Origin of the sequence: Erwinia piriflorinigrans CFBP 5888 (assembly GCF_001050515.1) — a bacterium.
Classification (GTDB): Bacteria; Pseudomonadota; Gammaproteobacteria; order Enterobacterales; family Enterobacteriaceae; genus Erwinia; species Erwinia piriflorinigrans.
Genome location: NZ_CAHS01000022.1, coordinates 106,359 through 121,197, shown reverse-complemented (window position 1 = coordinate 121,197; position 14,839 = coordinate 106,359). Strand labels below are relative to the sequence as shown.

Here is a 14,839-nt window from a genome sequence, read left to right as displayed (position 1 = left end):
CATGGCGGGTCTAAGACTTCAGGCAGTAACCAAATCCTGGGACGGTAAAACCCAGGTCATTCAGCCGCTGGATGTGACCATCCATGACGGGGAGTTTATGGTGATAGTCGGCCCGTCCGGCTGCGGAAAATCAACCCTGCTGCGCATGGTTGCCGGGCTTGAGCGCGTCACCAGTGGCGATATCTGGATCGACACGCGGCGCGTGACGGAAGAAGAACCGAAAGATCGCGGTATCGCGATGGTGTTTCAGAACTATGCGCTTTACCCGCATATGAGCGTGGAAGAAAACATGGCCTGGGGCCTGAAAATCCGCGGTATGGGCAAAGAGCAGATCCGCAAACGCGTGCTGGAAGCGGCCCGTAGTCTGGAGCTGGAAGCGCTGTTGCAGCGCCGTCCACGCGAACTCTCCGGCGGGCAGCGGCAGCGTGTGGCGATGGGGCGTGCCATCGTGCGTGAACCGGCGGTATTCCTGTTTGATGAACCGTTGTCCAATCTCGATGCGCGCCTGCGTGTACAGATGCGCCTTGAATTGCAGCAGCTGCACCGCCGTCTGAACACCACCAGCCTGTATGTCACGCACGATCAGGTCGAGGCGATGACGCTGGCGCAGCGGGTGATGGTGATGAATAAGGGCGTGCTGGAGCAGCTTGGCACCCCGATCGAAATCTATGAACGTCCGGCGACGCGCTTTGTCGCCAGCTTTATCGGTGCGCCAGCAATGAATTTGCTGGAAGGTCAGGTTAACCGTGACGGTTCATGTTTTACCCTTAGCGACAGCATCGCCCTGCCGCTGGATGATGCGCAGGCGCGCTGGGCCGACCGCCGGTTGACGTTAGGGATCCGCCCGGAGCATATTGAACTATCCTCAAAGCAGGACGGCGGTATTCCGCTGGTGGTAGAGACGCTGGAAATGCTGGGGGCGGATAATCTCGTCCACGGCAGACTGGGTGGCAGTAAGCTGGTGGTACGCCTGCCGCACTCGCTGCGCCCGCCGATGGGCAGCACCCTGTGGCTGCATCTGCCGCCGCGATCGCTGCACTTTTTTGATGAAAACCAACAACGGATGGAATAATGACTGTGAGCTGGCCCTACCCACCGATTGTCGCCCATCGCGGCGGCGGCAAACTGGCACCGGAAAATACCCTGGCCGCCATCGACGTTGGTGCGCAGCTGGGCCACAGGATGATCGAGTTTGATGCCAAGCTGTCGCAGGATGGCGAAATCTTCCTGCTGCACGATGATACCCTGGATCGTACCAGCAATGGCTGGGGCGTAGCGGGGCAGCTGCCGTGGAACAAGCTGATACAGCTGGATGCCGGGAGCTGGTTTGGCGAGGCGTTCAGCGAAGAGCGTTTGCCGCTGCTGGCCGAGGTAGCAGCCCGCTGCCGTCAGCACCGGCTGATGGCCAATATCGAAATTAAACCGACCAGCGGCCTGGAGAGCGAAACCGGGCGCGCGGTGGCGCTGGCCGCGCGGGTGATGTGGCAGGGACAGGTGGCTCCGCTGCTGTCATCATTCTCTTATCAGGCGCTGGAAGCCGCACGCCAGGCGGCACCCGAACTGCCGCGCGGACTGCTGTTGGATCAATGGGAAGCGCAGTGGCAGGAGATGACCACGGCGCTGGACTGTACCTCGATCCATCTTAATCATCAGTTGCTGAATGCAGAACGCGTCTCCCAGTTAAAACGGGCAGGCTTACGCATTCTGGTGTACACGGTGAACAGGCCCGAGCGTGCGCGTGAGCTGCTGCATTGGGGCGTTGATGCGATCTGCACCGATCGTATTGATGTGATTGGGCCGGACTTCCACTAAGGGGGCGGATCGCAACTACCGATCCGCCGCTGCTTAATTTGCTGGCGTGTTCAGTTGCTGATTAGGCTGCGAGTTCAGCGTACGCCGTGTGGCGCTGTCACGCTGTTCCTGAATTTTACGTTGCAGATCCTGCTGCTGGCGCTGCTGGTCCTGTTGCAGCTTCAGCTTCTCCCGCGATTGCTGGTTCTGCATCTGTTGCTGTAGCCGCTGAGTGCTGGGATTGTACCCCGGCTGCTGCGAATTATTCCCATTATTCAACATGTTGGCCATCCCGCTCAGTGGCAGCATGGCGGCAAAAACGACGAGCCATTGCATTTTCATTTTCACTCCTCCGTGTTACTCATTCAGTTTAATGCACCTGTTACTCCCTGGCTCCAGGAGCGCTCCCAATTCGCGTTATTGTTCGCTTTTTATCCTTTTTTATGCTTATTTATCAATGGCAAACACAGTGTAAATAAATATAAAGGATAAAAAATGATGATACAAAGTTCATTAAAGCGCCTTTCAGGGGGGCTGTTAATCACTCTGTTGGTAAGCCAGGGAGCGCTGGCCACGACTGCGGCAGCACCTGCTGCCGCGCCGGTTTCCTATGGCGTCGGCACGGACACCTTCCATCCGGTCAGGGCGCAGCACGGCATGGTGGCCTCCGTGGATGCCACCGCCACCGCCGTTGGCGTGAAAATTCTTCAGCAGGGGGGGAATGCCGTTGATGCCGCCGTGGCCGTTGGCTATGCGCTGGCCGTGACGCATCCGCAGGCGGGTAATCTTGGCGGTGGCGGGTTCATGCTGCTGCGCACCGCGTCCGGCCATACCACCTCAATCGATTTCCGTGAGATGGCCCCGGTACGCGCCAGCCGTAATATGTTCCTTGATGCGGCGGGTAACGCAGACAGCAAAAAATCACTCACCTCACCACTGGCCTCCGGCGTGCCCGGTACCGTGGCGGGGTTTGCCCTGGCAAATAAAGAGTACGGTACTCTGCCGCTCAGCCAGCTGATCAAGCCCGCGCTGGATCTGGCGCGTAACGGCATTGTGGTCAATGATTCACTGGCCGACGATCTCAATGTTTATGGTAAAGAGGTGCTGTTAGGCCATGCCAACAGCAAGGCCATTTTCTTTAAGGCCGACGGCACACCATATCGTCAGGGTGAAAAGCTGGTGCAGCGCAATCTGGCCCACAGCCTGGAACTGATTTCCCGCCAGGGGCCGGACGCTTTCTACAAGGGAAAAATTGCCGACGAGATCGCCGGTGAAATGGAACAGCACGGCGGGCTGATCGCTAAAACCGATCTGGCGAACTATCGCGCCATAGAGCGTAAGCCGGTTGGCGGAACCTATCGCGGTTATCAGGTGTTCTCCATGCCGCCGCCGTCCTCTGGCGGTGTGCATATTGTGCAGATCCTTAATATTCTGGAAAACTTTGACCTGGCCAAAATGGGCTTCGGCAGTGCCGATGCGATGCAGGTGATGGCCGAGGCGGAAAAATACGCCTACGCCGATCGCTCGCAATACCTCGGTGACCCGGATTTCGTCAAGGTACCCATGCAGGCGCTGACCAGCAAAGCCTATGCGAAATCGCTGGCACAGCAGATCGACGTGGCTAAAGCGCGCCCTTCCGCTGAGATCAAGCCGGGCAAACTGGCCCCGTATGAAAGCGATCAGACCACACATTTCTCGGTGGTGGATAAAGACGGCAATGCGGTGGCGGTGACCTATACGCTGAACACCAATTTCGGTAGCGGTATTGTCGCCGGTAACAGCGGTATTCTGCTGAACAACGAAATGGATGATTTCTCTGCCAAGCCGGGAACGCCGAACGTCTATGGCCTGGTGGGTGGTGAAGCCAATGCGGTGCAGCCCTATAAACGCCCGCTCTCTTCCATGTCGCCGACCATTGTGGTCAAAGACGGTAAGACCTGGCTGGTCACCGGCAGCCCGGGCGGTAGCCGTATTATCACCACCGTGTTGCAAATGGTGGTGAACAGCATCGATTTTGGGATGAACGTTGCCGAAGCCACCAATGCACCGCGTTTCCACCACCAATGGCTGCCGGATCAGCTGCGGGTAGAAAAGGGCTTCAGCCCGGATACGCTGAAACTGCTGACTGCAAAGGGGCAGAATGTGAAGGTGATGTCGACGATGGGCAGCAGCCAGAGCATCATGCTGGCACCGGACGGCATGCGCTATGGTGCGTCCGATCCGCGTACCATTGATGATTTAACCGCAGGATATTAAATCTTAGCCGTGGCGGGGAGAATAAGCACCTCCCCGCATGACCATCATGGGCGGAGCCGCGCCATAAACAGCGCATCAACCTGCTGGCCGTTACGCAGCGCAAAACGCCGGGCGCGGCCTTCGGTTTCAAAACCAAACCGCTCATACAGCCCGATAGCCGCCTGATTATCGGCAAATACCGTCAGTTCAACGCGATCAACCCCCAGCCAGTTATCACACAGATCAAGAATGGCGCACATCATGGCTTTTGCCACGCCTTTACCGCGATGATGACTATCGACGCCAAGACCGAAACTGGCAGTATGGCGGCGGCGCGCTGGCCCATTAATATATAACGTGACTTGGCCAACAATGCGATCTTCAATGCAGGCGACCAGCATATGTGTCCCCTCTGGTATCTTGCTAATGCGCTCCTGCCATTTTTGAAGCGAGGGGTGAGGGAGCTGTAGCGTATCGGCAAGGGTGCCTGGCTGGCTATATAGCTCAAGCAGCGCCCCGGCATCTTCGGTAACCACATGTCGAATCACGATCTCACTCATCTCGCCACTCGTCGCTTATTGAAATCCTCTTTAAAATCAGGGTTTTTCCGCATCAAAGCAAGAAAAAATTAATCATAAAATGACTTTACAAATACGAATGATAATGATTATTATTGCTATGCGTTTTCAGAGGGACACACGGTACCCGCTGAAAAAGCACGACATTGCTCACATTGCTTCCAATATTTTTAGCCAGCACGGGTGCTGGCTTTTTTTTGCCCGTTATTTACTCCCCCGTTGTGCTCATTCCACTCATAACCTGCCGCCAGTTACGTCGAATAATTTGAACAGAGAAGACAGTTTTCTCCGCTATCATCCGGCTTGCTCCGGGTTCAGACTGGGTGAAAACCTAGAGGAGAACGGAATATGATTTATCTACGTAAAGCACAAGATCGCGGACATGCTAATCATGGCTGGCTGGACAGCTATCACACCTTCTCTTTCGCGGATTACTACGATGCCAATTTTATGGGCTTTTCGGCGCTGCGGGTGATTAACGAAGATGTGATCGATGCCGGAAAGGGGTTTGGTACACATCCCCATAAGGATATGGAAATTCTCACCTATGTGCTGTCCGGCACCGTTGAGCATCAGGACAGTATGGGCAACAAAGAGCAGATCCCGGCGGGTGAGTTTCAGATTATGAGCGCCGGTACCGGCGTGCGTCACTCGGAGTACAACGCCAGCGAAACCGTGCCGCTGCATCTGTATCAGATTTGGATTATCCCAGAGCGTAGCGGGATTGAGCCGCGTTATGAGCAGCGCCGTTTTGATGATGCTCAGGGCCGTCAGCTTGTGCTTTCGCCGGATGCGCGTGAGGGATCGCTGAAAGTGAACCAGGATATGACGCTGTCGCGCTGGGCGTTGCAGGCGGGCGAGCAGGGCAGTATTGATGTTGCTGACGGTCGCCGCATCTGGATCCAGGTGGTGAAAGGTGAAGTGACTATTAACGGTCAGCAGGCAACCACCAGCGATGCCCTGGCCATTTGGGATGAGCCATCCCTTGCGCTCACCGCCGATGGCGCTGCTGAAATCCTGGTGTTTGATCTGCCAGCGGTGTAAATGGTGTTTTTCCCTTCGAGGGTGCGCTCAGCCGCACCCTTTTTTAGCGATTTATCCAGCGTGGTAGCGCTTTTCCCCCGTGCTAAAAGCTAAATTTGTGAGGTTGATTCATCGGTTAGCTTCAGGTTAACGTCAATTGCCCGCTTTTTGTTACACTCCGCACAACACGTTCCCGCCAGCTGAAGAAAATGAAGAAAAAAAGACCAGGATTACAGGATGTTGCCGATCGCGTCGGCATCACAAAAATGACCGTTAGCCGTTATCTGCGTCATCCTGATCAGGTCTCTGCCGCGTTGCAGAGCAGGATCGCCGCCGCGCTGGATGAACTCGGTTATATTCCCAATCGCGCCCCGGATATGCTTTCCAATGCCACCAGTCGGGCGATTGGCGTGCTGTTGCCTTCTCTGACCAACCAGGTCTTTGCCGACGTGCTGCACGGTATTGAAACCGTGACCGATCGGGCGGGTTATCAGACGATGTTGGGCCACTTTGGCTACAGTGCCGAGAAAGAAGAGCTACAGCTGCGTTCTCTGCTGGCGTGGAATATTGACGGGCTGATCCTCACCGAACGCACCCACACCGCTGCCAGCCTGCGTATGATTGAAACCGCCGGGATTCCGGTGGTGGAGACAATGGATTGTACCTCGCCCTTTCTTGATATGGCGGTAGGGATTGATAACGTGGAGGCGGCGCGGCAGATGACCCAGGCTATCCTGCAAAAAGGCCATCGGCACACGGTGTACCTTGGTGCTCGCCTCGACGAGCGCACCTTGCAGAAAGAGCAGGGTTATCGTCTCGCTATGCTGGAAGCCGGGCTGGAGCCAAAGAGCGTGATGATGGAAGAGGCATCCTCGTTTTCCGCCGGGGCCATGCTGCTATGCGAGGCGCAGAAGCGCTATCCGCAAACCGACAGCCTGTTCTGTACCAATGACGATCTGGCGGTGGGCGCGATGTTCGAGTGCCAGCGTCAGGGGCTGCGCGTGCCGCAGCAGATGGCTATCGCCGGATTTCACGGCCATGATATCGCGCGGGTGGTGACCCCCCGACTGGCCACGGTGCAAACGCCGCGTGAACGTATCGGTCATCAGGCGGCGGAGCTGCTGCTTGCGCGCATCCGTGGGGAACGCGTGATACCGCAACCTGTGGATGTCGGATTTACCCTTTGTCCTGGCGAAAGTATCTGACCTCGTCCCGATCGTGATAGCTGTGCTGGCAGCGGTTGGCACTGGAGCGTGGTGAAATAACCACGCTGTGCGGTCGTATTACCCCTTTGTGCCACTTCCTGTCTGATTCTGCTTGTTTTTTGACGCCCTTCACATTTACCAGTTTTTTCCGATAAGAATGTTGCCATCACCCATTCACGCACTAACAATGTTACCGATAACAATGCAGCTGAATGGGCTGCTCATCTCTGCCGGAGCAACAATAATGAATACATCTTCTCCGTCCAATCATGTGTTTGTGCTGATGGGCGTATCCGGTAGCGGCAAGTCCGCCGTTGCCAATGCGGTGGCTTATCAGCTGAAGGCGGCCTTCCTCGACGGTGACTTCCTGCATCCACGCGTCAACATTGAAAAAATGTCCGCCGGTCATCCGCTCAATGATGACGACCGTCGTCCGTGGTTGCAGGCGATCAACGATGCCGCGTTTGCCATGCAGCGCACGAATGCCGTTTCATTGATTGTCTGCTCGGCGCTGAAAAAGAGTTATCGCGATATTCTGCGTAAGGGGAATCCGAACCTTTCATTCGTTTATCTGAAAGGGGATTTCGATACCATCGAATCGCGCCTCCGCGCGCGCAGAGGGCACTTCTTTAAACCCCAGATGCTGGTCACACAGTTTGCTACGCTGGAGCAGCCGGGTGACGATGAGAGCGACGTGCGGGTGGTCGATATTCATCAGTCGCTGGATGAGGTTGTTGCCACCACCCTGAAAACCATTGATACAGCCATCACACAAATAAGCAGGGCACCATGAGTACTGCAACGCTGGTCTTAACCGCAGCGGGTTCGGTGCTGCTGCTGCTGTTTTTGGTGATGAAAGCGCGTATGCACGCTTTCGTGGCGCTGATGCTGGTCTCCATCGGTGCCGGGCTGTTTTCCGGCATGCCGCTGGATAAAATCGCCGAGACCATGCAAAAAGGCATGGGCGGCACTCTCGGCTTTCTGGCGATCGTCGTTGCGCTTGGGGCGATGTTCGGCAAAATCCTGCATGAAACCGGCGCGGTTGATCAAATCGCTATCCGCATGCTGAAAACCTTTGGTGAAAGTCGTGCCCATTACGCGATGGGGATTGCCGGACTGATTTGCGCATTGCCGCTATTTTTTGAAGTGGCGGTGGTCTTGTTAATCAGTATCGCTTTCGCCGTGGCGCGCCGCACGGGGGATAACCTGGTGAAGCTGGTTATCCCGCTGTTTGCCGGGGTGGCTGCCTCTGCGGCCTTCCTGCTGCCTGGTCCGGCTCCAATGCTGCTGGCATCGCAGATGCACGCCGATTTTGGCTGGATGATCCTGCTGGGGCTGTGCGCCGCCATTCCGGGGATGCTGATTGCCGGGCCGCTGTTTGGCCGTTTTATCAGTCAGCACGTCAAGTTTGGTCTGCCTGCTGAAGGTGATCACCCGGAGTTTGATGAAAGCAAACTGCCGTCATTTGGCTTCAGCCTGTCGCTGATCCTGTTCCCGCTGATTCTGGTGGGATTAAAGACCATCGGCGCACGTTTCACCACGCCGGGCACCAGCCTGTACGAGTGGCTGGGGGTTATTGGACATCCGTTCACCGCCATTCTGCTGGCCTGTCTGGTGGCCATTTATGGCCTGGCGTATCGTCAGGGCATGGACAAAGAGCGCGTGATGCAGATTTGCGGCGCGGCGCTACAGCCTGCGGGTATTATCCTGCTGGTTATCGGTGCGGGTGGTGTCTTCAAGCAGGTGCTGGTGGATTCCGGCGTTGGCCCGGCACTGGGCAATGCGCTGACCGGGGCCGGTTTACCGGTAGCGCTGGCATGTTTTGTGCTGGCGGGAGCGGTACGTATCATCCAGGGTTCTGCCACCGTTGCCTGTCTGACCGCCGTCGGCCTGATTATGCCGGTGATTGAGCCGCTGCACTATTCCGGCGCACAGATGGCCGCCCTGTCGATCTGTATTGCCGGTGGCTCAATTATTTTTAGCCACGTTAACGATGCCGGTTTCTGGCTGTTTGGCCGCTTTACCGGGGCTACCGAAGGGCAGACGCTGAAAACCTGGACGCTGATGGAAACTATCCTCGGCACCGTGGGGGCGATTATCGGTATGGTGGCCTTTGAGCTGTTGTCATAAGCCCCGGCGGCGCTGCCGCTCATGCTCACCAGGCCGGTGATTATAAGCAGCGCTGCTAAAAAAAATGGGCTTATCGAATTAATTCACTTGCCACTTTTTCTGCAACTTGTAAGGTTTAACTCTGATTTTTTTAACTCTAACAGGTCAGGCGCTGCTGATAAGTCAGGTAGCCTGAAGCAGGTTTAACATGAAAACAGTAGGGCTGATAGGCTGGCGCGGCATGGTGGGTTCCGTGCTGATGCAGCGGATGAGCGAAGAACGTGATTTTGATGTGATTCGCCCGGTGTTTTTCTCTACCTCCCAGCATGGACAGACGGCACCCGCGTTTGGCGGGCAGTCAGCGGGGACCTTGCAGGATGCCAGCGATATTGAAGCGCTGAAGGCGCTGGATATCATTATCACCTGCCAGGGGGGCGACTACACCAGCGACATCTATCCCAAGCTGCGCGCTGCGGGCTGGCAGGGTTACTGGATTGATGCGGCTTCCACTCTGCGCATGGCGGACGATGCGATTATTATCCTCGACCCGGTTAACCATCAGGTGATCCATGACGGTCTGGATCGCGGAGTGAAAACCTTTGTTGGCGGTAACTGCACCGTCAGTCTGATGCTGATGTCGCTGGGCGGCCTGTTTGCCAACAATCTGGTGGAGTGGGCCTCTGTTGCTACCTATCAGGCGGCTTCCGGTGGCGGGGCGCGTCATATGCGCGAACTGCTCACCCAGATGGGGATGCTGCACGACAATGTGGCAAAAGAGCTGCAAAATCCGGCTTCTGCCATCCTTGATATTGAGCGCAAGGTGACTGAGATGGGCCGTAGCGGCGTGCTGCCAACCGACAACTTCGGCGTGCCGTTGGCCGGCAGTCTGATCCCGTGGATCGACAAACAGTTGGACAATGGTCAGACGCGCGAGGAGTGGAAGGGTCAGGCTGAAACCAACAAAATCCTGCGCACCAGCGATACTATCCCGGTTGATGGTTTGTGCGTACGCGTGGGTGCGCTACGCTGCCACAGCCAGGCATTTACCCTGAAGCTGAAAAAAGATCTGCCGCTGGCGGAAATCGAACAGCTTCTGGGCGCACATAATCCGTGGGTAAAAGTTGTGCCAAACGATCGTGACATCACCCTGCGCGAACTGACGCCAGCGGCGGTCACCGGTACGCTGAATACGCCGGTTGGCCGTTTGCGAAAACTGAATATGGGGCCGGAATATCTCTCGGCGTTCACCGTAGGCGACCAGCTGTTGTGGGGGGCCGCCGAGCCGCTGCGCCGTATGCTGCGCCTGCTGGTGGATTAACCCCAGCGGTATTTTCCCCGCCTCGTGCGGGGGAATATTTCCCCCGTATTGATACGTTACCCCTGCTTGTTTTTCCTGCCATGATCCTCTTTCAATGCGCCATTTTAACCTTTCACCCGCAGGGAAAACCTGCCGGTCAATCCACCCCTTTCTCTTCTTCCATCGCCTTAATCTGAAATAGAGATATTTGTCTCATTTGAGCCTGAACATTGCTATTACACTGGCTATGCTTAAAAAGCCATCGTCCCCAATGTTCTTTTTTGTAACGCTAGTTTGTCGCGCGCTGCGGCGGTTTTCTCATGGAGTTTTACCAGCCCTGCCAGCGTGTTTAAGGCTCAATAAATAACAGTGCATTGGCAATGCCCGCTATCGGGCATCGCCCGTTGCCTGCCGACCTTCACGGGAAGAACACCATGTCAGAGCTAGTGGATCGTCGTGTCATTAATGCTGTTGTCTCAGGTCACTTTGCCGATCCCTTTTCCATTTTGGGTATGCACCAAACTCACCTCGGTCTGGAAGTGCGCGCCCTGTTGCCAGATGCCAGCGAAGTCTGGGTGATCGACACCCGCACCGGTAACAAATGCGTGCAGCTTGAGTGCCTGGATGCGCGTGGGTTTTTTCAAGCGGTGATACCCAAGCGTAAAAATCCGTTTCGTTATCAGCTGGCCGTCACCTGGCACGGCCAGCAAAATCTGATCGATGATGCCTGGCGCTTTGGCCCGCTGCTGCCAGAAATGGACAGCTGGCTATTGGCAGAAGGGAAGCATCTGCGTCCCTATGAAACTCTGGGCGCTCACGGTTGCGTGATTGATGGTGTGAGCGGGACGCGTTTCGCCGTCTGGGCACCTAATGCTCAACGTGTTTCCGTGGTTGGTGAGTTCAACTACTGGGACGGACGCCGCCACCCGATGCGCCTGCGGCGCGAACTGGGGGTGTGGGAGCTGTTTATTCCTGGGGCGCGTAATGGCCAGTTATATAAATTCGAAATTATCGATCGTTACGGCCAGCTGCGGCTGAAGGCCGACCCCTATGCATTTGAAGCGCAGATGCGCCCGCAAACCGCATCGATGATTTGCGGTATCCCGGAGAAGACAACGCTATCGCCCGAGCGCCAACGCGCCAATGGCTTCGATGCCCCGATCTCAATCTATGAAGTGCATCTCGGTTCCTGGCGACGGCATACCGACAATCACTTTTGGCTCAGTTATCAGGAGCTGGCGGAGCAGCTGGTGCCCTATGCCAAAGAGATGGGCTTTACCCATCTGGAATTGATGCCGGTCAATGAGCATCCGTTTGACGGCAGCTGGGGTTACCAGCCGCTGGGTATGTACGCGCCTACCCGCCGTTTTGGTACGCGAGATGATTTCCGCGCATTTATTACTGCGGCTCATCAGGCTGGGCTAAACGTCCTGCTTGACTGGGTGCCCGGTCATTTCCCTACGGATGACTTCGGCCTGGCAAAGTTTGACGGCAGCGAGCTGTATGAGCACGGCGATCCGCGCGAGGGCTTTCATCAGGACTGGAATACGCTGATTTATAACTTCGGTCGCCGCGAAGTCAGTAACTATCTGGCGGGCAATGCGCTGTACTGGATCGAGCGCTTTGGCATTGACGGGCTGCGTGTGGATGCAGTGGCTTCGATGATCTACCGTGACTACAGCCGTGCCGATGGGGAATGGGTTCCGAATCATTTTGGCGGACGGGAAAACCTCGAAGCCATTGATTTTCTGCGTTATACCAACCGCACGCTTGGCCATGTCGCGCCTGGGGCGATTACCATCGCCGAGGAGTCGACGGACTTTAACGGCGTTTCACGCCCGCCGGAAGCGGGTGGGTTGGGATTCTGGTTTAAATGGGATCTCGGCTGGATGCACGACACGCTGGACTATATGAAGCTCGACCCGATCTATCGCCGCCATCATCACAATCTGATGACCTTTGGCATGCTGTACAGCAACACAGAAAACTTTGTGCTGTCGCTGTCCCACGATGAAGTGGTGCACGGCAAGGGATCGATCCTCGACCGTATGTCGGGGGATACCTGGCAGAAATTTGCCAATCTGCGTGCTTACTACGGCTGGATGTTCGGCTTTCCCGGCAAAAAACTGCTGTTTATGGGCAACGAATTCGCCCAGGGCAAAGAGTGGGACCACGATTCCAGCCTGGACTGGCATTTGCTGGAAGAGGAAGACGGCTGGCATCACGGTGTACAGCGTCTGGTGCGCGACCTTAATCACACTTACCGTGCACATCCCCCGTTATATCAGCAGGATTTTGACCCAGCGGGATTTGAGTGGCTGGTGGTGGATGATGCCGATAATTCAGTATTTGTCTTTGTGCGCCGCGATCGTGACGGTAATGAGCTGATTGTTGCCAGTAACTTCACCCCGGTACCTCGCCACGACTATCGCTTTGGCGTATCACAGGCAGGGCGTTGGCGCGAGGTGCTGAACACCGATTCCGATCATTATCACGGCAGCAATACCGGCAACCTCGGTGTGGTCAGTACCGATGACTGGGGCAGCCATAACCGTAGCCACTCCCTGAGTCTGACTCTGCCGCCGCTGGCAACGCTCTGGCTGGTACGGGAGGCATAATGATGCCGATACGGGATGGGCAACCCACGCCGCGTGGCGCCAGCTACGACGGCAAAGGGGTTAACTTTAGCCTGTTTGCGCACTACGCCGAGCGTGTCGAACTATGCCTGTATGATGATGACGGCGTTGAGACGCGGCTCGATCTGCCGGGGCGTAGCGACGATATCTGGCATGGCTATCTGCCCGCCGTTCGTCCCGGTCAGCGATATGGCTATCGGGTGCACGGCCCGTGGCAGCCGGAGGAAGGGCTGCGTTTTAACCCGGCGAAGCTGCTGCTGGACCCCTGTGCGCGCGGGATCGAGGGCGATGTGAGCGATAACCCCTGTTTTCAATGCGGCGAGCAGCAGCCGGATACGCTGGACAGCGGCCCATTGGCACCGAAAAGCGTGGTGCTGGCGGATGATTTTGACTGGGAAGGCGATAGCTGGCCGCGTATTGCCTGGGGCAGTACGGTGATTTATGAAGCCCATGTGCGTGGTCTGACCCTGCTGCATCCTGGTATCCCGGCAGAGATACGTGGCACCTATGCTGCACTTGGGCATCCGGTGCTGATTGACTATTTTCAGCGTCTCGGCATCACCAGCCTCCAGCTGTTGCCAGTATCCAGTTTTGCCAGCGAACCCCGGCTGCTGCGCCTGGGGCTGAGCAATTACTGGGGCTATAACCCGCTGGCCTGTTATGCGCTGGAATCTCGCTATGCCTGTGGGCAGAACCCACGCGAAGAGTTTCAGCAGGCGGTCAAAACGCTGCATCAGGCGGGGATCGAAGTGATCCTTGATGTGGTGTTTAACCACAGCGCCGAGCTGGATGAGAGCGGCCCGACGCTGTCGATGCGCGGTATCGACAATCCAACCTACTACTGGTTGGACGGACAGGGCAACTATGAAAACTGGACCGGCTGTGGTAACACGCAAAATCTTGTTCACCCGGAAGCGGTGGCATCGACCATCGACTGCCTGCGCTACTGGGTGGAAGAGTGCCATATTGATGGGTTCCGTTTCGACCTGGCAACCACGATGGGGCGCACGCCTGAATACCGCCGCGATGCCCCGCTGTTCCAGGCGATAGCCGCCGACCCGCTGTTGGCGCAGTGCAAGATCATTGCCGAGCCGTGGGATATCGGGCCAGGCGGTTACCAGGTGGGAAACTTTCCACCGCCGTTTGCCGAATGGAATGACCACTTCCGCGATACTGCCAGACGCTACTGGCTGCATGGGGACCTGTCTAACGGCGATTTCGCCCGGCGCTTTGCGGCTTCCAGCGATCTGTTCCAACAGCGGGGGCGTCTGCCCTCCGCCAGCCTCAATTACATTACTGCCCATGACGGCTTCACCCTGCGCGATCTGGTCAGTTTTGACCATAAGCATAACGAGGCTAACGGTGAGGATAACCGTGACGGCAGCAAAAATAATTTCAGCTACAACCACGGCGTGGAAGGGCTACGTGCGCCGTTATTGATAACGGAACACCGGCGGCGGAGCGTGCACGCGCTGTTGACCACTCTGCTGCTGGCACAGGGTACGCCGATGTTGCTGGCGGGTGATGAACACGGCCACAGCCAGCACGGCAACAACAATGCCTATTGTCAGGACAATTTGCTGACGTGGCTCGACTGGAAGCACGGCGATCGCGGGTTGTTCTCTTTCACCGCTGCGTTAATTCATTTGCGCCGCCGCATTCCCGCCCTGCAACAGGATCGCTGGTGGCAGGAGGGGGATGGCAGCGTGGAATGGCTGAACGGCCAGGGACGGCCACTAAACAGGCTTGAATGGGAGCAGGGCGTGCATCGTCTGCAAATCAGGCTATCAAAACATTGGCTTTTAACACTGAACGCCACCGAAGAAGTGTGCGACCTGGCGTTACCTCCGGGGAAATGGCATGCCATACCGCCTTTTGCCGGGGAGGATAACCCGATCCTGTTAACCGTCTGGCATGGAGCCGCTCAGGGAGTGTGCGTGTTCCAGGAAAAATCATAATAGGAGT

At 56.5% G+C, this 14,839-nt stretch carries 12 protein-coding genes; 10 read left to right on the top strand and 2 right to left on the bottom strand.

What is annotated here, in order from left to right; translation table 11 throughout:
• The first annotated feature begins 1 nt into the window (after position 1).
• Both EPIR_RS16665 and ugpQ read left to right on the top strand, forming a co-directional pair.
• On the top strand, positions 2-1,072 hold the full coding sequence (locus EPIR_RS16665) for a sn-glycerol-3-phosphate import ATP-binding protein UgpC (protein WP_023656650.1): 1,071 nt from the start codon (positions 2-4) through the stop codon (positions 1,070-1,072).
• Entirely contained in the window at positions 1,072-1,812 is a 741-nt protein-coding gene (ugpQ, locus tag EPIR_RS16660) for a glycerophosphodiester phosphodiesterase (protein ID WP_023656649.1), read from the top strand. Before EPIR_RS16665 ends, ugpQ begins: the two co-directional genes overlap by 1 nt.
• A gap of 33 nt (positions 1,813-1,845) precedes the next feature.
• Here ugpQ and EPIR_RS16655 read toward each other — a convergent pair whose 3' ends face one another.
• Complete coding sequence (locus tag EPIR_RS16655) at positions 1,846-2,133, bottom strand: DUF2756 domain-containing protein (RefSeq protein ID WP_023656648.1); 288 nt, start codon at positions 2,131-2,133, stop codon at positions 1,846-1,848.
• A 153-nt stretch (positions 2,134-2,286) separates the two neighbouring features.
• On the opposite strand from EPIR_RS16655, the gene ggt reads away from it, so the two are divergent.
• Positions 2,287-4,047 (top strand): gamma-glutamyltransferase, encoded by a 1,761-nt coding sequence (gene ggt / locus EPIR_RS16650; protein WP_023656647.1) that lies wholly within the window; start codon positions 2,287-2,289, stop codon positions 4,045-4,047.
• A gap of 44 nt (positions 4,048-4,091) precedes the next feature.
• Here ggt and EPIR_RS16645 read toward each other — a convergent pair whose 3' ends face one another.
• Positions 4,092-4,586, bottom strand: a complete 495-nt coding sequence (locus EPIR_RS16645) for a GNAT family N-acetyltransferase (protein ID WP_023656646.1) — start codon at positions 4,584-4,586, stop codon at positions 4,092-4,094.
• A gap of 366 nt (positions 4,587-4,952) precedes the next feature.
• Between EPIR_RS16645 and EPIR_RS16640 the strand changes: the two genes are divergently transcribed.
• The 7 genes from EPIR_RS16640 to glgX all read left to right on the top strand — a co-directional run bounded on the left by EPIR_RS16640 (position 4,953) and on the right by glgX (position 14,832).
• A complete protein-coding gene (locus tag EPIR_RS16640) occupies positions 4,953-5,648 on the top strand; it encodes a pirin family protein (RefSeq protein ID WP_023656644.1) in 696 nt (231 codons plus the stop codon).
• 188 nt (positions 5,649-5,836) lie between these two features.
• On the top strand, positions 5,837-6,832 hold the full coding sequence (gene gntR / locus EPIR_RS16635) for a gluconate operon transcriptional repressor GntR (protein WP_023656643.1): 996 nt from the start codon (positions 5,837-5,839) through the stop codon (positions 6,830-6,832).
• 244 nt (positions 6,833-7,076) lie between these two features.
• A complete protein-coding gene (gene gntK / locus EPIR_RS16630; RefSeq protein ID WP_023656641.1) occupies positions 7,077-7,625 on the top strand; it encodes a gluconokinase in 549 nt (182 codons plus the stop codon).
• Positions 7,622-8,962 (top strand): gluconate transporter, encoded by a 1,341-nt coding sequence (gene gntU / locus EPIR_RS16625; protein WP_023656640.1) that lies wholly within the window; start codon positions 7,622-7,624, stop codon positions 8,960-8,962. Before gntK ends, gntU begins: the two co-directional genes overlap by 4 nt.
• 187 nt (positions 8,963-9,149) lie before the next feature.
• Positions 9,150-10,259 (top strand): aspartate-semialdehyde dehydrogenase, encoded by a 1,110-nt coding sequence (gene asd, locus EPIR_RS16620; RefSeq protein ID WP_023656639.1) that lies wholly within the window; start codon positions 9,150-9,152, stop codon positions 10,257-10,259.
• Between the two features lie 413 nt (positions 10,260-10,672).
• Entirely contained in the window at positions 10,673-12,856 is a 2,184-nt protein-coding gene (gene glgB, locus EPIR_RS16615; RefSeq protein WP_023656638.1) for a 1,4-alpha-glucan branching enzyme, read from the top strand.
• Positions 12,856-14,832 (top strand): glycogen debranching protein GlgX, encoded by a 1,977-nt coding sequence (gene glgX / locus EPIR_RS16610; RefSeq protein ID WP_023656637.1) that lies wholly within the window; start codon positions 12,856-12,858, stop codon positions 14,830-14,832. Before glgB ends, glgX begins: the two co-directional genes overlap by 1 nt.
• Positions 14,833-14,839: the final 7 nt, after the last annotated feature.